Source organism: Parasphingomonas caseinilytica (genome assembly GCF_036663755.1).
In the GTDB taxonomy this organism is placed as follows: Bacteria; Pseudomonadota; Alphaproteobacteria; order Sphingomonadales; family Sphingomonadaceae; genus Sphingomonas.
This window is the reverse complement of sequence record NZ_JAXOJL010000002.1, coordinates 34416-52129: the sequence shown is the minus strand read 5'-3', so window position 1 is coordinate 52129 and position 17714 is coordinate 34416. Positions and strand designations below refer to the sequence as shown.

General features: G+C 64.8%; 12 protein-coding genes and 1 tRNA gene. 7 read left to right on the top strand and 6 right to left on the bottom strand.

Annotation, left to right across the window (positions count from 1 at the left end; genetic code table 11):
• Positions 1-106 precede the first annotated feature (106 nt).
• Positions 107-643: a transcription termination/antitermination protein NusG gene (nusG, locus tag U1738_RS06720; protein WP_055781586.1), complete on the bottom strand. Its 537-nt coding sequence runs from the start codon at positions 641-643 to the stop codon at positions 107-109.
• 4 nt (positions 644-647) lie between these two features.
• Positions 648-851, bottom strand: a complete 204-nt coding sequence (secE, locus tag U1738_RS06715) for a preprotein translocase subunit SecE (protein ID WP_295666778.1) — start codon at positions 849-851, stop codon at positions 648-650.
• Positions 852-1236: 385 nt separating this feature from the next.
• On the opposite strand from secE, the gene U1738_RS06710 reads away from it, so the two are divergent.
• The gene (locus U1738_RS06710; protein ID WP_332788280.1) at positions 1237-2793 is read left to right on the top strand and encodes a glycosyltransferase family protein; all 1557 of its coding nucleotides are present in this window, start codon (positions 1237-1239) and stop codon (positions 2791-2793) included.
• A 36-nt stretch (positions 2794-2829) separates the two neighbouring features.
• On the opposite strand, the gene U1738_RS06705 is transcribed toward U1738_RS06710, so the two are convergent.
• A tRNA-Trp gene (locus U1738_RS06705) sits at positions 2830-2906 on the bottom strand.
• Positions 2907-2992: 86 nt separating this feature from the next.
• Positions 2993-5335, bottom strand: coding sequence for a family 20 glycosylhydrolase (locus U1738_RS06700; RefSeq protein ID WP_332788279.1), 2343 nt, complete (start codon positions 5333-5335; stop codon positions 2993-2995).
• A gap of 198 nt (positions 5336-5533) precedes the next feature.
• Between U1738_RS06700 and U1738_RS06695 the strand changes: the two genes are divergently transcribed.
• A complete protein-coding gene (locus U1738_RS06695) occupies positions 5534-7453 on the top strand; it encodes an alpha-L-fucosidase (protein WP_332788278.1) in 1920 nt (639 codons plus the stop codon).
• 170 nt (positions 7454-7623) lie between these two features.
• Here the strand turns inward: U1738_RS06695 and U1738_RS06690 are convergent, their stop codons facing one another.
• Together U1738_RS06690 and U1738_RS06685 are read right to left on the bottom strand one after the other, a co-directional pair.
• On the bottom strand, positions 7624-10644 hold the full coding sequence (locus tag U1738_RS06690; RefSeq protein WP_332788277.1) for a TonB-dependent receptor domain-containing protein: 3021 nt from the start codon (positions 10642-10644) through the stop codon (positions 7624-7626).
• 260 nt (positions 10645-10904) lie between these two features.
• On the bottom strand, positions 10905-12173 hold the full coding sequence (locus U1738_RS06685; RefSeq protein WP_332788276.1) for an alanine racemase: 1269 nt from the start codon (positions 12171-12173) through the stop codon (positions 10905-10907).
• A 99-nt stretch (positions 12174-12272) separates the two neighbouring features.
• Between U1738_RS06685 and U1738_RS06680 the strand changes: the two genes are divergently transcribed.
• The 5 genes from U1738_RS06680 to U1738_RS06660 are packed head-to-tail and all read left to right on the top strand — an operon-like array spanning position 12273 to position 17712.
• Positions 12273-13763: an N-acyl-D-amino-acid deacylase family protein gene (locus U1738_RS06680; protein WP_332788275.1), complete on the top strand. Its 1491-nt coding sequence runs from the start codon at positions 12273-12275 to the stop codon at positions 13761-13763.
• Positions 13760-14173: a RidA family protein gene (locus tag U1738_RS06675; protein WP_332788274.1), complete on the top strand. Its 414-nt coding sequence runs from the start codon at positions 13760-13762 to the stop codon at positions 14171-14173. Before U1738_RS06680 ends, U1738_RS06675 begins: the two co-directional genes overlap by 4 nt.
• A 4-nt stretch (positions 14174-14177) precedes the next feature.
• A complete protein-coding gene (locus U1738_RS06670; protein WP_332788273.1) occupies positions 14178-15539 on the top strand; it encodes a GntT/GntP/DsdX family permease in 1362 nt (453 codons plus the stop codon).
• Positions 15539-16672, top strand: coding sequence for a lactonase family protein (locus U1738_RS06665; protein WP_332788272.1), 1134 nt, complete (start codon positions 15539-15541; stop codon positions 16670-16672). Before U1738_RS06670 ends, U1738_RS06665 begins: the two co-directional genes overlap by 1 nt.
• Positions 16673-16674: 2 nt before the next feature.
• Positions 16675-17712 carry a sugar kinase gene (locus U1738_RS06660; RefSeq protein ID WP_332788271.1) on the top strand — a complete coding sequence of 346 codons (1038 nt, stop codon included), beginning with the start codon at positions 16675-16677 and terminating at the stop codon, positions 17710-17712.
• Positions 17713-17714: the final 2 nt, after the last annotated feature.

The following is a 17714-nucleotide window of genomic DNA, read 5'->3' as shown; positions in this document are numbered from 1 at the left end:
CGCGTCTTTCGTCGGACGGGTTCGCTGAAGCGACCCGCCGGCCGGTCTAGCGTCGTCTTACATTTAGCTTCGCTAAATGTATGCGATCGCTAAATAAGGCTTGGCCTTATTTAGCTCGCTCGACTTGCTCAAATTCCAGCTCAACCGGCGTAGCACGGCCGAAGATCGAGACCGAGACCTTGACGCGGCTGCGGTCGAAATCGAGTTCTTCGACGATGCCGTTGAAGCTGGCGAACGGGCCGTCCAGCACCTTCACCGAATCGCCGATCTCGTAATCGACCTTCATCTTCTGCTTCGGCGCGGCGGCGGCTTCTTCCTTGCTGTTCAGCATGCGCGCGGCTTCGGCTTCGCTGATCGGCTGGGGCTTGCCCATGCTGCCGAGGAAGCCGGTGACCTTCGGCGTATTCTTGACGAGGTGATAGACGTCGTCGTTCATGTTCAGCTTGGCGAGCACATAGCCCGGCATGAACTTGCGCTCGACCGCGATCTTCTTGCCGCGGCGGGCTTCCGTCACGGTCTCGGTCGGGACTTCGATCTGCTCGACGAGTTGTTCGAGGCCCATCCGGGTCGCCTCGGCCATGATCGAATCGCGGACTTTGCCCTCGAAACCCGAATAGGCATGAATGATGTACCAGCGCGACATGATCTCAACCCTTGGCAGCGAGCGACAGCAGCAGCGTGACCAGCGCGTGGAAGATCTTGTCCACGCCGAAGAAGAACACCGCGAGCAGCGTGGTCATGATCATCACCATGACGCCGGTCATGATCGTTTCCTTGCGCGTCGGCCACACGACCTTCTTGGTCTCGGCCTGAACCTGGCGGATGAACTCGATCGGGGTCGTTTTCGCCACTGTGCTGTAAATCCGTTTCTAGAAAAGCCCGTCAACGGGGCAGAGGCCGCCGCCCGGTTCTTGGTAGAACCGGCGCCGTCTCATCCTCGCTGTCGGATGGGCGCTGCATCTAGCGATTCGTGTGCGCGATGGCAAGCTGGGGTGGGGGCGTGGGGGTCGGATGCTTATTCGGCACCTTCATAGTCGCGCCGGGCGACGCGGAACCGGCTCGCGAAGATGGTTAAAGTCAGCCGGGCGTGGCGTCTCCTCCATAATCCTCGGCTTGCCGTCTAAGGGTGGGGATGAATGGCTGATCGGAACATTAAACTTAAAGGAGAGGGTTAACTTTTGGCTAAGAATTAAGCCTTAAATATTAACGCGATAAGCTTTTTGGGGGCTGAAGAGCATGACGCATGACCTGGTGGGGGACGAGCGCCGGCAGGATTTGCCGCAGCGGCTGGCGCTTCTGGTCTTGTGGTCTGCGGTGTCGGGCTACCTCATTTGGCACCATGTGTTCTGGCGCGACGAAGTGCGCGCGCTTTCGCTGGCGCTGAACGGCGACTCCTGGGTCGCGATGCTGCGTGGGGTGCAGGGCGACGGGCATCCGGGACTATGGTATCTTCTGCTGCGTGCTGCCCACGATCTCGTACCGGTGCGCGAGGTGTTGCCGGTAATGGCGGGGATCGTTGGTTTCGGCGCGGCCGCTATGCTGGTCATGAGATCGCCTTTCTCGCCGTTGCGGATCGCATCGATCCTGTTCGGCGCGTTTTTCGTGTTCGAATATACCGTCATGGCGCGCAATTACGGGATCAGCATGCTGCTGCTGTTCGTGATCGCGGATCGCTACACCAAGCATCGCGATTCGGGCGTGATGCTTGGGCTGCTGCTGTTTTTGTTGTGCAATACCAACGTGCATTCGGCGTTTCTGGCGGCGGCATTGCTGCTGTTCTGGGCCATCGAACTGCTGTCCGAAGACGGCTGGAGCTGGACCCCGAGGGTGACGACGTTCGCGGTCAACGCGGGAATCGCAGCGGTGGGCGCGGCACTGTGCGCGATTACGATCTATCCACCCGTCAATGATGCAGCGGTGAACGTGCATCCCGGGGGTGTTGGACCAACCGACATCGTCCACGCATTGCTTTTGCCGGCACAAGCGTTTCCAGACATGATGCCTTACTTCTTCAACGGCCAGTCGTGGATGGCACCGGTGCTTGCACTGGCGCTGATCGGCGCACCGTTCGGCTTGATCCGCTCGCCAGGCGCGTTCCTGTCATCGTTCGCCGTGATCGCGGTGTTCCAGGCGTTTTTCTACGTTGTTTATCCCGGGGGCTACCGCCACCAGTCGCTCTATCTGGTTTATCTGATCGTGATGTATTGGCTGGTCGCGCTCGGGCGCGGTGGACAATGGCGGAGTCAGACCGCGACGCTCGCCATGCCGGAGAAGATCGGGCGCGTTCTGTTCGCGCTGTTGCTGGTATTACAACTGATCAGCACCGTCGCGTATCTCAAGGCTTCAATTAATAATTTACCTGAAAGTCGGTCGCGCGATTTGGCCGCTGTATTGCACATTCATGGACTAGACCGCCGGGCGATCCTTATTGCTAACGCCGATCCGATACTTGAATCGATGCCGTACTACACCACCAACCGATTGTATTTTGTTCGTAGCGCACGGTTCGGCACGATATCTCCCATCAATAAGAGCACGATCAAGACAATTTCCCTAGGCGACATGACGACGACGATGCGGCAATTGCACGCGCGTTACGGCGTCCCGGTGGTGGCGGTGTTGCAATACCGGCTCGATCAGGCGGCCCCTGCGGTCGTCATTGACCAAGGCTATATCGGCAGCTTCGCGATCACCCCAGAACAGGTGCGCGCGTTTCGGGCTGCGACGACGCGGATCGCGTCGTTCGGGCCGACGATCAGCGACGAGAGTTACGATGTCTATGTGATGCGGTGACGCAAGCCAGCGGTCGCAACCGCCGTTTGACGAGAGTGGCAGGGGAGGTCGGACTCGAACCGACGGCCTTCGGTTTTGGAGACCGACGCTCTAACCAACTGAGCTACACCCCTGTGCGGTTTGCGCATCTAGCGCGATGGGCGCACCGGAGCAAGAGCAAGCGAGGTCCAAACGCGAGCATCCGGATTTTTACGCCGCCTCAATCGTCCTTTGGGTGAAGGGCGACGCTTTCGATCGCGTAGATCGGGCCGTTCTCGGGCGGGTTGGTGGTCAGGCACAGTTCGTGCACGCCGGTGATGCCGGGTGGCAGGGTGATCGCACTCGACAGTGTCAGGCGGTTCGCGCTGGTGGCGGGATCGGGGATCGCCGCGCTGGCGACGATCGGGCCGTCGCATTTGTCCAAATGCACCACCAGAGTGCCGTGCCGGGTGGCGTTGTAGCGCCATTTCACCGTGCGGCGCTGCGGTTCGCGCAGTGCGAAATTGCGCGCCAGCCTCCCGACCATCACGTCGATGCGATCGATCTGCGCCACCGGGGCCTGGGCGTAGGTCCAGCAGGTGTCGTAGATGTTGACGCTATAGGCCGGCCCGGCGACCTGATCGGGGGTGAGCGGCAGGCGGAGGCGGATGCCCGCGCCGGGGCAGATCGCCAGCGCGGCATTGTCGCGGGTCAGCAGGGCCGTGGGGGTCGCATCGAAGCTGCGCGTGGCGGCCAGCGCTGTGCCGTCGGCGGCGAAGCTGCGGGCGCGGATCGTCGTGCCGAACGGTGCCGTCAGCGGTTGAGTGTAGCGGCGTGATTTCGGGGTGGGGGCGCTGCCGTCGGTGGTGAAGGTGATCGTGCCGTGGCCGGCCTGGTTCGACAAAGCGACCGCCGCCTTCTTGTCGCGCAATACCGTGTCGAGCGGCTTGGCGACGGCGAAATCCACCGCGAAGGCGCTGTCGGCGACCGCGACGGACTGTTTGGCATAGCGCGTCATCTGCGGTTCGAGCCGGGTGAGGAAGCCCTTCCAGTCGCGCTTGTCCTTCGGCGACCAGGCGATCTCCGCCAGCGCATCGACGCGGGGGAACAGCGCATGTTCGGCTTCCGTCGGCGTCACGATATATTCGGCCCACAGATTGGCCTGCGCGCCGAGCACATGATGTGCCTTGTCGGCGGCGATGGCGCCGGGCATCGGATCATAGGCATAGACCTTTTCCAGCGGCGTCATGCCCTGCACGCGGCCCGGCTGTTCATCGCCGCGCGCACTTTGCAGATTGTCGAAATACAGCACCGGGCCGGGCGACAGCACCACGTCATGGCCCGCATTCGCCGCCGCGATCGCGCCCGCCTCGCCGCGCCAGGACATGACCGAGGCGGAGGCGGGCAGGCCGCCTTCGAGGATCTCGTCCCAGCCGATCAGCTTGCGGCCGTGCGCGGTGAGGTATTTGCCCAGCCGGTCGATGAACCAGCTTTGCAGATGCTCTTCGTCCGGAATGTTCAGCGCGCGCATCTTCGCCTGCACGGCGGGCGATTCCTGCCATTGATGCTTCAGCGCCTCGTCGCCGCCGACATGGATGAAGGTGGAGGGGAACACTGCCATCACCTCGTCCAGCACGCCTTCGATCAGCGCGAAGCTCTGGTCGTGCACGCCGAACAGATAGGGGTTGATGCCCCAATCCGGCGACACGACCGGTGTGTCGCCGAACACGCCGATCTCGGGGTATGCGGCGATCGCCGCCTGGGCGTGGCCGGGCATGTCGATCTCGGGGACGATCGTGATGCCGCGATCGGCGGCATAGGCGACGAGACCGCGCAATTCGTCCTGCGTGTAGAAGCCGCCGTAACGAGCGCCCTCGGTCGGGCTGCCGGTGACGGGCGCGTTGCGCCATGCGCCGATCGCGGTTAGTTTCGGATAGCGCTTGATCTCCATCCGCCAGCCTTGGTCGTCGGTGAGATGAAGTTGCAGCGTGTTGAGTTTGTGCTGCGCCATCATGTCGATGACGGTTCTGATCTCCGCCACCGGCTGCATGTGCCGCGCGACATCGAGCATCACGCCGCGCCAGGCGAAGCGTGGCCGGTCGCGGATCGCGAGTTGCGGCACGGATACCGAAGCGCCGGTGCCGGCCCCGGCGGGCGTCAGCAGCTGGACCAACGTCATCGTGCTGTGGCGTAGCCCGGCATCGTCGGCGGCATCGATCGCGATGCCGTTTGCCGTCACGTCCAGCCGATAGGCCTCTGCGCCGCCCGTTACGGTGGGGGTGCGTGACAGGGTGATCCTGCCCTTGCCGCCGGTATCGATCGTCAGTTTCGGGCCGCCGAGTTTGGCGAGGAGATCTATCGCCTGCTGCGTAGCGCGTTCGGCCGCCGGATCGTTTGCCGGAATGCCGATCCGGTCGCCGCTCGCGATACGGATCGCGCCGCGCCCGATCGTCATCTCGGCGGGCAGGGGTATCAGCGCCGGAGCGGAGACCGAGCGGGCGGCAGCGGGTAGTGCAGTGACCGAGAGCATGGCGGCCAACGGTGTCAGCGCGATGGCGTGACGGTTTCTTTTCATGGCGGCCATGCGGAATTGCCCTTTTCGACCATTTTGCTGATCTTCGGTCGGCAATGATGCTGGCATCGCGCAACAAAAAATGCCAGCATGAAGTGGTATTGTTTTTTAGAGACCAACTATGGACCTTTGCAGATCGATCGCTGTCGCCGTCGGGCATCCCCAATGGCGGTCAGGCGTTGTTTCCCTCCCGATGAAAAGGCATTGCTCATGACGCTCGAAATCAGCCGCCGCGCGCTCGTCGCCGGAACGGCCACGGCAACGGTTGCGGGAGCCGTCGCAGGCCCGGCGCTGGGCCGCACGACCGCGACGGCGGGCGCGCCACAGCCCTGGGGTGCGTTGCCGTCCAAGCGTCAGGTCGCCTGGCATCGGCGGCTGATGTACGGCTTCGTGCATTTCACGGTGAACACCTTCACCGACAAGGAATGGGGGTATGGCGACGAGGACCCCAAGCTGTTCAACCCGACCGGCTTCGATCCCGACCAGATCGTCGCGGCGGCCAAGGCGGGGAATCTCGACGGTCTGATCCTGACCACCAAGCATCATGACGGCTTCTGCCTGTGGCCTTCGCCGGGCACCGAGCATTCGATCAAGAACAGCCCCTACAAGAACGGCAAGGGCAATATCGTCCGCGAACTGGCCGATGCGTGTCGCCGCGGCGGCATTCCGTTCGGCGTCTATCTGTCGCCTTGGGATCGCAACCATCCCGATTACGGCAAGCCGGCCTATATCGACTATTTCCGCGCGCAGCTGACCGATCTGTGCACCAATTACGGCGATCTGTTCGAAGTGTGGTTCGACGGCGCGAATGGCGGTGATGGTTATTATGGCGGCGCGCGCGAACGCCGCAAGATCGATGCCGTCCCTTATTACAACTGGCCGTCGATGGTGGCGCTGGTCCACAAATTGCAGCCGATGGCCTGCACCTTCGATCCGCTCGGCGCAGACCTGCGCTGGGTGGCCAACGAGGATGGCTATGCCGGCGATCCGTGCTGGCCGACGATGCCGAACAAATTATACGAGGATCATGCCGGGCATTTCGGCGTGCGCGGTGCCGAATTGTGGTGGCCGGCCGAAACCAACGTATCGATCCGGCCGGGCTGGTTCTATCACCCGGACGAGGATGCGCAGGTCAAATCGCCGGCCGAATTGACCAAGATGTACGACGAATCCGTCGGGCGCGGGACCAATTTCCTGCTCAACATTCCGCCGGATACGCGCGGGATCATCCCCGAGGCCGATGTCGCATCGCTCACCGCATTCGGCGACGGCATTCGCGCGACGTTCAAGACCGATCTGGCGCAAGGCGCGGTGGCGCATGCCTCGGCCGAGCGGGGGGCGAAGTTCGCCGCTGCCCGTGTGCTGGATGGCAACCCCGATACCTATTGGAGTGCGCCGGACGGGGTGACGACTCCGTCGCTGACGCTCGATCTGCCGCCGGGGCGGACGTTCGACCTGATCCGGATCAGCGAATATCTGCCGCTCGGCGTGCGCGTGACGCGGTTCGCGGTCGATATCGACGAAGGGAAGGGCTGGCGCGAGGTCGCCAACAAGGAATGCATCAGCGCGCAACGGATCATCCGTCTGCCCGCCCCGGTCACCGCACGTCGCGTGCGGCTGCGCATTCTCGAAGCGCCGGTGTGCCCGGCGATCAGCGGGATCGCGCTGTTCCGCAGCGTCGCGCCGAAGGCCGTGCCGCACCTTCGGTCGAAGAATCCGGCTTTGGTCGATCGGTCGGCATGGCGCGTGGTCACGGCCAGCGCGCCGGGAGCCGAAGCGGTCCTGGACGATGATGCGACCACGCCGTGGCGCTGTGCGCCTCCGGGCGGGCTGACGCTCGATCTCGGGCGGGTGGAGCGGATGTCGGGCTTCACGCTGACGCCGTCGCGCGATTTCGCCGACAATTCGGGGCCGCCGGGACGCTTCGTGCTGGAATCGAGCCTGGACGGGAAGAGCTGGACGCCGGTGAAGGAGGGCGAGTTCGCCAACATCGCCAATGCGCGGCAGACCAACCGGATCCGCTTCGACGCGGTCGTCTCCGCGCGCTTCCTGCGCTTCGCCTTCCCGATCGTCGCAAACGCCAAGCCGATGATCGCCATCACCGAGATCGGCGCCTTCGCCGCGAAATAAGCCCGGCCAAGGAAAGGCCCGTGCCGCCGCCCGACGGGCAAGCGGCACGGGCCTTTTTTGTTGGGCGGTGATCTGGCGCGCAGCATGATGCGGGCACAAAAAAATCGCCGCCCGCAAGCTCCAGGGGAAGAGCTTGCGAGCAGCGACGCTCGGATCGGCGAAAGGACCGATCAGAAGTTGGTGGTCACCCCGATGGTGATCGTGCGACCGAACGTGTCGTAGCGCTGCGGGATCGTGTTGCCGCGCGACAGGATCCCGGAATCATAGCTGTTGGTTATGATGGGTTGCTGGCGGTCAAAGATGTTGTTGACCGATGCGTTCAGCCTGAAGCGCTTGGCAATGTGCAAACCCACGGCCAAATCGAAGTAGTTATAGGCTGGAATTCGCGTGAAATCGGTCACGGTGGAGGTGGACGTAGAACCCAGCGCAGCTAGGCCACTGTTCTGCGCCGCGGTGACGGCCTCGATATAGCGCCATGCGACCGAGGTGGAGAAAACACCATCGTTGGTCGTGTAGGTGGAGCGGAAGTTGTGCACCCAACGCGGCATGGGCTGCGTGCATGCTCCGCCGAAATATCCGACGCAGTTGGTCCGGGGCAAATAGGGTGCAGCCTGAGCGCCACTATCCGTCGTCAGCGTACCGTTGATCAGAAAGTCGATATTGCCCGCAGTCCCGCCCAGCGACGCTGAATAGTGCGCCTGGAAGTCGTACCCGCTTGTGTAGAGGCGGTACTGGTTCTGGTTGCCGCTCTGAATATAGCCGGACGTCGTGCCGCTGCCGTTTAGCTGGTGGGTTACCGGATCGCGCACAAGGCGACTGCAATAATAGGCTTCCCCGGTCCGGGCGCAGCCATCCACGGCATCAGCTGCGGAGCTGTAGTTGATCACGTTGTTGACCTGGATTTTGTACCGGTCGACCGAGAAGCTGAAGTTCGGGATGAACTGCGGCGTCAACACCACACCGAACGTCTCGGTGCGCGCATCTTCCGGATTGATCTGGACGCCGTTGTTCCGCTGACGGCAGACGTCGTCGATGCATCGTATGCTGGTGACGCCATTCACGGTGGTGCCGGGCAAGAGCGCGTTGCCATAGAGATTGTCGGGAAGCCCGGTCAGGCGACATGCGGCGAGGCTGGCCCGGGGTGCGACACCGCTGATGCTCGCGCAGGGATCGATGATCGTGGCGTTTTGGTATCCGACCGTCTGATCGGCTTCGCGGAGGCCCGGTGCGCGTGCGGCGCGGTTCCTGCTGTAGCGGAATTCGATGTCGGGGGTCGGCGAATAGACGCCCTCGATCTTCCATGTGTTGAAGGTCTGCGAATTGGTGCTGTATTTCGACAGGCGATAGCCGCCGTTGACCTGCAACAGCTTCGCGAACGAAACGTTCTGGAGCAGCGGCAATTGCGCTTCGATATTGCCTTCGACCACGTCCTGTTTGGCGAAACGGTTGGCGACGCCGCCATAGACGTCGAGGAAGCGCTGGTTGCGCGTCTCACTCTCCTGCATCTTGCGATATTCGGCACCGACCGCCACCGCGAGACCCTGTTCGGCGAACGGCGAGCGGATGCCGTAGCGGGTGAAGTCGGCGGTCAGATTGGCGGTGGCATCCCAGAATTTGGCGCGCAAATCGCTGCGGCCCAATCCGGCGTTGAACAGATAGTTGCTGAGCGCCGCGCTGCCCGGATTGTTGGCCGTGAATATGTTGAGCGGAACGCAGGCCGGATCGGTGCCGTTGACCACCGAGCGGCAGGTCGGCACGCCGTTGACGTTCACGACATCCAGCGCCCGCTGGACGTTGGCGGTGACGTTGTTGCCGCCCGGCTGCCACAATTGACGGCTTTGATCGTAGACGCCGGCGACGTCATAGTGCCAGCCCTCGGCGATCTCGCCACGGACGCCGAGCGAGGCGCGCGTCTGCGTGTTGGTGAACGTTTCCCGATCACGATCGCCCGCCAGACCCGGGAAGCCGTAATTGACACCGACGGGCACGGTGACGGTGGTGCTGCCGGCGTTGGCGCCGCAGATCGTCTGGGCCTGCGAGGCGGACAGGAAGGGGTTGTTGCAATTGATCTGGTACGTGCCGCCCTGGATATAGGGGCCGAACAGCCGGTTGTAGGACTTGTCGCGCAGGTAGAGCAGGCTGGCGGAAATCTCCGCCGCCGGCGATGCCTTGAAGTTGACGAAGCCGCCGGCATTGTAGCGTTCGTACGGGCGCGCGGCGAAGCGTTGCGCCTGGTTCTGATACTGGGGAAGCGTCGATGCCAGGACGAAGGTGCCGGGGCTGCCGGGGAGGTTGGAATAGTTCTGGCCGTTGATCGACAACGTGCCGTTCGGCCCCTGGCTGGTGCCGCCGCAGATCAGATTGTTGACCCGGAGCGGGTTGCCGGTGTCGCGCCGGAGCTGGCAGCCCGAGGAATCACGCTCGGCGAAGGTGACGCCGTCGGCATGGCGATATTCGCCGAAGACCGAGATGTTGAGCCGGTCTTCGAGGAAGTTGTGGCCGAAGGTGGCGATGAGATCGGCACGGCCGCCGTCGCTGGTGTTGCCGGTGGGCGTGGTGATGCCGAACGCCCTTGCGACCGGCGTGGACGCGTTGTCGCGATTGGTGTGATTGTAGAAGCTGTAATTGGCCGTCAGTTGGAGGCCGGTGAAATCCTTCTTGGTGATGTAGTTCACCACGCCGGCGACCGCGTCCGAACCATAGACCGAGGATGCGCCGCCGGTCAGGATGTCGATACGCTCGACCAGCGAGGTCGGGATGAGGTTGATATCGACCGACTCCGCGCCCGCGATGCGCTGACCATTGAGGAGCGACAGGGTGCGGTTGAAGTCCAGCCCGCGCAGCTTTGCGCCGCGCTGCTGGCCGTTGCTCTGCTGATAATTCTGCTGCGCATCCGGCTGGACCTGGCCCAGGCGGTTCGTCACCTCTTCGAGGTTCAGCGCGCCCTGTGCCTTGATGTCGGCGGCGGTGATGGTGAGGATCGGGCTGGCGGATTTCAGGTTCGGGCGGTTGAGGCGGGTGCCGGTGACCATGATCTCGTCGGACGCCGCGGCATCGTCCTGCGTCGCCTTGTCGTCGCCGAGCGTCGGCTGCATCGCATCGTTCGCGGGCGCGGTCTGCGCGAATGCCGGGGAGATCGTGGCCAGGCTGGTCGCCAGCGCCAGAGTGGATACAAGATATCGCAATGCCATCGTCTCTTCCCCTTTTGCCCGTCGGCCGTGGCACGTATATTTTTACGTTGCCGGTGCGCCTCAGGATCGTCTGAACCAATTGGTCATAAGAAACACATCATTGGACTGCATGATAGCGCTCACATTGCGCTTCATCGACAAAATGGCACGCTTCGTCGCTATTTCTCAGATTATTTGTCCATTATGGACGATACCAAAGCGCCGTTCAACAGTGGGGAGGCGTCGCGATGCGATCGGGCTTGTGGCGCTGCCCGGTGAGATCAGAAAAACGTCTTCACCACGTCGATGCCGCGATACGCATCGTCGACCATGAGTAATTGCCGCCATTTGTCGAACGTGAGGCATGGGTGCGATACGTCGAAGCCGAGCAGGTCGCCGACCTGCACGTCATCGTCCCCCGCCACCGACATATAGGCATGCTGATCCATCAGCCCGTCGATCGTCCAGGTGGCGGGCGCGGCGACCGGTGTCGTGTCGCGGCCGGGGCGGAAATGCAGCCGGGGCATGGGCAGCCCCGCGTCGAACGCGACGTCGCGCTTACCCATCGCGACGACCGCCCGTTTCGGGTCGGGGCGGGACTGGACGCAGGCCCAGATCTGTAGCGCGGGGAGCAGTCCTTCACGCATGCGCGCCGCGATCGGATTGCTTGCGAGGATCCGATCCTGCGCGGTGCGATAGAGGCCGGCATCGTGGCTGAGGTAGCAGCCGGGGCGGAGGACAGTTTCGAGCGGTGGTTCGATGGGTGCGCGGGCGAATTCCTCGGCGACGATATCGTACCAAGCCGATCCCGCGCCGGACAGGATCGCCGGCGTGCGGGCGAAGCCGCCATCCCGGGCGATATCGGCGACCGTTTGCACGGCGCGGCGCAGGAACGTGCGGATTTCCGCTTCGTCGGCCAGCACGCCTTCATAGAGTTCGATCCCCGCCAGCCGGACGTAAGGGCCTGCCGCGGCGATCGCCGCGAGCACCGCCGCCTGTTCCGCTGCATCGCGCACGCCGGTGCGGTATCCGCCCTGATCGGGGGTCGGCGCGAGTTCGAGCAGCACGTCGATTGCCGCACCGTGTTCGCGCATCGCGGCGGCGAGTTGTTCGACCCCGGCGACCGAATCGACCAGGCAGAAGATCGTCGTTTCAGCGTCGCCGGACAGCCCCGCCAGGATCGCCAGATTGCCGCGTCCGACGACCTGATTGGCGATCAGAATCCGCCGTACGCCATGTGCGGCGGCGACCTGCGCCTGATGCGCGGTCGCTACGGTGATGCCCCACGCGCCGGCATCGAGCTGCCGTCGGAACAGCGAAGGGGCCATCGTCGTCTTGCCGTGCGGCGCGAGGTTCAGGCCGTAGGCATCGACGAATTCCTGCATCCAACGCAGGTTGTGGGCGATCCGCGATTCAAGCAGGATTGCGACCGGCATGGACACATCGCCGGCCAGGACATGGATTTGGACATCCTCGCCTCCGTGCGCAGAGGCTTTCGCCCCGACCGCATTGCCCTTGGCCAGCACGTCTTCGAAGAGGTTCGCATTCATCGCCGTTCCCGATCGCTGAGAAATAAGTAATTTGGTATGGTATATTGCTTATCTGGGATAGACCAATCTAATACATATCCGAGAAAGGGGCTTCGTAAGATGTCGGATCGCGCGGTGGATGCGGATCTGGTGATTGCCGGTGCGACCGTTCATGATGGATCGGGCAATCCCAGCTATCCCGCCGATATAGGGATCGAGGCCGGCGTGATCACGCTGATCGCGCCGCCGCATACGCTGTCCGGCCGGACCAGGGTCGCGGGCGACGGTCTGGTGCTGGCGCCTGGCTTCATCGACGTCCACACGCATGACGATCTGGCTGCGATCGCGCGCCCGCAGATGATCGAGAAATTGTCGCAGGGCGTGACGACGGTGATCGTCGGCAATTGCGGGATCAGCGCGGGTGCCGGGGTGCTGACGCCGGGAACGACGCCGCCCGATCCGATGAACCTGCTCGGCGCGGCGGAGGAGTTTCGCTATGCCGATTTCGCCAGCTACCGCGCTGGGATCGATGCGGCGCGGCCCGCGGTGAACGTGGCCGCTCTGGTCGGCCATACCGCCCTGCGATCGGCGCATATGGATCGTTTCGATCGCTCGGCCACCGCAGACGAGATCACGGCGATGCGCGGCGATCTGGCCGCGGCGCTCGATGCCGGAGCGATCGGCCTGTCGACCGGCCTTGCCTATGCCAATGCCCATGCCGCGCCGACGGACGAGGTACAGGCGTTGGCCGGTGTGCTGGCCGATGCCGGCGGCATCTACGCCACGCATCTGCGTGACGAGACCGCCGGCATCCTCGATGCGCTGGACGAGGCGTTCGCGATCGGCAAGCAGGCCGCCAGCCCGGTGGTCGTCTCCCATCTGAAATGCGCCGGCGCGGACAATCATGGCCGTAGCGCCGAAGTGCTGGCGGCGATCGAGCGGGCCGGGGCGGAGTCTCCGGTGGGGTGCGACTGCTATCCTTATACCGCCAGCGCCTCGACGCTGGATTTGAAGCAGGTCGTGCCGGAAACGCCGATCCTGATCACCTGGTCCGATCCCGAGCCGGGGCAGGCGGGGCGGATGCTGTTGGACATCGCCGCCGATTGGGACGTGGATCTGCTGGCGGCGGCGCGGCGGTTGCAGCCGGCGGGTGCGGTCTATCATTGCATGGCCGACCGCGACGTCGAACGTATTCTGGCGCACCCCGCGACGATGATCGGATCGGACGGCCTGCCCAACGATCCGCGGCCCCATCCGAGGCTGTGGGGCGCCTTTCCCCGAGTATTGGGCCATTATGCGCGCGATTGCGGTCTGTTCCCGCTGGCGACGGCGGTGCGCAAGATGACCGGCCTGTCGGCGGATCGCTTCCGGCTCACCGGGCGCGGCTATGTCCGCGAAGGCCATGCCGCCGATCTCGTATTGTTCGATCCCGAGACGGTCGGCGATGCCGCGACGTTCGAGGATCCGATGCAGGCGGCGCGCGGCATCGTCGGCGTGTGGGTCAACGGCGTGCTGTCGCTGGATCGTGGCGTGGCCACCGGAGACCGCGCGGGCCATTTCCTGCCGCGCTCTCCCCGTTCAACCCCATCCTATCAGGAGACAATGCAATGACCCAGACTAATGGGACCGAGACCAATGGACTGAAGCGCTTCGGCGTCGAGGGCGGCAAGGGCACCGGCGGCCAGCATCTGCCGTTCGCGCGCGCGGTGGCCGCCGATGGCTGGCTGTTCGTCTCGGGGCAGGTGCCGATGGTCGATGGCGAGATCATCGAAGGCGGCATCGTCGCGCAATCGCATCAGGCGATCCGCAACGTGCTCGCGATCCTGGCCGAGGCGGGATACGGCCCGGAAGACGTCGTGCGCTGCGGCGTATGGATCGACGATCCGCGCGACTTCATGTCGTTCAACCGCGTGTTCATGGAATATTTCGGCGCCAACCCGCCGGCCCGCGCCTGCGTGGTGTCGCAGATGGTGGTCGACTGCAAGGTCGAGGTGGACTGCGTCGCCTGGAAGAAGGGCTGACCGCATGGAGCCGGTCACGGGATCGCTGCTGATCGTTTACGGCACGATCGCCGTGGTCGCGCTGATCGCGCTGATCGCGTGGGTCAGGCTCAATCCCTTCATCGCCTTGGTGCTGGTGTCGCTGCTGCTCGCGCTGGCGATCGGCATGCCGCCGGCCGGCGTGGTGAAGGCGTTCGAGGCGGGCGTCGGCAATACGCTCGGGCATCTCGCGCTCGTCGTCGCGCTGGGCACGATGCTTGGCAAGATGATGGTCGAGTCCGGCGGGGCGACCCGCATCGCCGATACTTTGGTCGCCGCGTTCGGGCCGAAGCGGATCGACTGGGCGATGATGACGATCGCCTTCCTCGTCGGGCTGCCGGTGTTCTTCGAGGTCGGGTTCGTGCTGCTCGTGCCGATCGTGTTCACCGTGGCGCGGCAGACCGGCACGCCGTTGATCAAGGCCGGGTTGCCGATGGCGGCAGGCCTGTCGGTGGTCCACGGCCTCGTCCCGCCGCATCCCGCCGCCTTGCTCGCCGTCACTGCCTATGGGGCGGATATCGGCCAGACGATCCTGTTTGCGATCATCGTCGGCGTGCCGACTGCGATCATCGCCGGGCCGCTCTTCACCCGGATCATCGCGCCCTATGTGCAGGCAAGCGAACCCGTCGCGATCGGTGGCGAGGCACCGGTGGCCGCAGCGCGGATGCCGGCGGGCGGGGCGCCCGGGTTCGGGATCACCGTGCTGACGCTGCTGCTGCCGGTCGGGCTGATGCTGCTCGGCAGCTCCGCCGAACTGTTCGCGGCCCCCGGCACGGTTATTCATGGCGCGTTGAAGCTGATCGGCAATTCGGTCGTCGCTATGCTGCTGGCGGTGTTGCTCAGCTTCTGGACGTTCGGCTTCGCGCGCGGGTTCGATCGCGAGACGATCCTGCGCTTCTGCAACGAATGCCTCGGGCCGACCGCCGGCATCACGCTGATCGTCGGGGCCGGGGCGGGCTTCGGGCGGATCCTGATGGACGGCGGCGTCTCCGATGCGATCATCGCGCAGGCCGGCACGGTGCACGTCCCGGTGCTGCTGCTCGGCTGGCTGGTCGCGGCGATGCTGCGCGTGGCGACGGGCTCCGCGACGGTGGCGATGGCGACCGCATCGGGCATCGTCGCACCGCTGGCCAAGGCGGTGGCGGGCACGCGGCCGGAACTGCTGGTGCTGACGACGGGGGCGGGATCGCTGGTGTTGAGCCACGTGAACGACGGCGGTTTCTGGCTGGTGAAGCAGTATTTCGGACTGTCGATCGCCGATACGCTAAAGACCTGGACGGTATGCGAAACCTTGATCTCGGTCCTTGCCCTGGGCTTCACGCTGGCGCTGTCCGTGGTGCTGGGCTGATGGCGATCGATTGCGGCGTCACGCGACGCGGTGTGATCGGGATAGGGGCGGCCGCCGTGCTGGCCGCGCCGCTTGCCGCCGCCGGCCCGCGCGATTCCGTAGTGCGGTTGATCGTCGGCACCTATCAGGGGGAAGGCGGCGGCGGGCTGTATCCTTTGTCCTACGATCCCGCCGCCGAAAGCCTGACGCTCGGCACGCCGCTTCCGGCTTATGCGAATGCGTCGTTCGGGGCGTATAATCCGCGCCACGATTGCCATTACCTGATCGATGAACAGAGTGCGGGAACGGTCGCGGCCTATCGCCCGGGCGATCCGGCGTGGAGCGGGGCGATGGCCACCGGCGGGGCCGATCCCTGCCATATCGCGATCGATCAGCGCCAGCGCCGGATCGCCGTCGCGCATTACACTGCGGGTAGCGTGGCGGTGATCGGCGTGGATCCGGTGAGCGGTGCGCTGGCGGGGCCTCCGGTGGTTCGCAACCATATCGGATCCGGCCCGAACGCACGGCAGCGCGGCACGCATGTGCATTGGGTCGGGTTCAGCCCGGATGGCCGCTGGCTGCATGCGGTCGATCTCGGGGCCGATGCGGTGTTCGGTTATGATCTGAAGAGCGGGATCGGCCAGCCGGTCGTGTCGTATCGCGCGCCGCCGGGCACCGGCCCGCGCCACATGAATTTCCATCCGCATCGTCCGCAGGCGTTCCTGCTGAGCGAACTTCGCAGCGAGGTGACGGTGCTGGACAGCGCGGGTGCCGGGCGGTTCGCTGCGCGCCAGACCGTATCGACGCTGCCGGCCGATTTCACCGGCACGAACTATCCCGCCGAGATCGCGATCAATCGCGCCGGCGATCGCCTGTACGTTTCCAATCGCGGGCATGACAGCATCGCGGTGTTCGCGGTCGCGCCGGACGGGCGGCTCGATCCGATCGAACACGTCTCGACCGGCGGGACATGGCCGCGCTTCTTCCTGCTGATCGAGGAGGCCGGGCGTCTGCTGGTCGCCAACCAGCGTTCGGGGAACGTGGCGGCGTTCGCGATCGCGGCGGATGGCCGCCTGCGCGCCACGGGGGCGTCGATCGCCATACCGGCGCCAGCGTTCATCGCCCGGACCCCGACGACACCGACCAAGGGCTGACCATGACCGAAGATACGATCTTTCCGCCGCGCAGTGCCGCGCATGTCGTATGTTTCGGCGAGATGCTCGTCCGGTTGGCGACGCAGGCGCAGGACGACCTCGCCTTCGCGACCGCGCTCGATCTGCATGTCGGCGGGGCCGAGGCCAATGTCGCGGCGGCGCTGGCGTGGCTCGGGCACCGGGCGGAGATGGTCACCGCGCTGCCGGGCGAAGCGATGGGCGAGCGCGCGCTGACGCATTTGCGCGCGCGGGGCGTGGGGATCGATCATGTGCGGCGGCGGGATGGCCGGATCGGGCTGTATTTCGCCGCGACGGGCGCATCCTTGCGGCCCACGACGATCCTCTACGATCGCGCAGCCAGCGTGTTCGCGGCGACCGACTGGGCCGATACCGACTGGTCGGTGGCGCTGGCCGGTGCCGATCTGCTGCATGTGTCGGGCATTTCGCTGGCGGTGGGGCAGGCGTCGGCGGATGCGGTGCTGGCGGCGGTCGCGACGGCGCGGGCGATGGGTGTGCTGGTGTCGTTCGACGGCAATTTCCGCCCGCAATTGTGGCGCGATCGCAAGGACGATCCGGCGGTCCTGCTCCGCGCCGTGCTGGGCCAGGCCGATATCTTCTTCGGCGATCATCGCGATGCCGCCCTGATCCTGGGAACGAGCTTCGATGACGATGCGGCGCGAAGCCGGACGGCGGCCGAGGCGGTGTTCGCGGCCTTCCCTCAGCTCAGGCTGATCGCATCGACGACGCGTCGGGCGGAAACGGTCGAACGCAATCTGCTCTCCGCGCGGATCGATACTCCGACACGCGTGGTGACCACGCCGACACAGGCGATCGAGGGCATCGTCGATCGCATCGGCGCGGGCGACGCCTTCGCCGCCGGCGTGTTGCACGCCCTGCTGACCGGCGAGACGATCGATCGGGCCGCCGCCGCCGGGCTTACGCTGACCTGTTTGAAACATAGCCAGAGGGGGGACGCCGCCACGGTCGATCGAGCGCAACTGGCGGCGTTCTCAAGCGGCGATGTCGATTTGCGTCGCTGAAA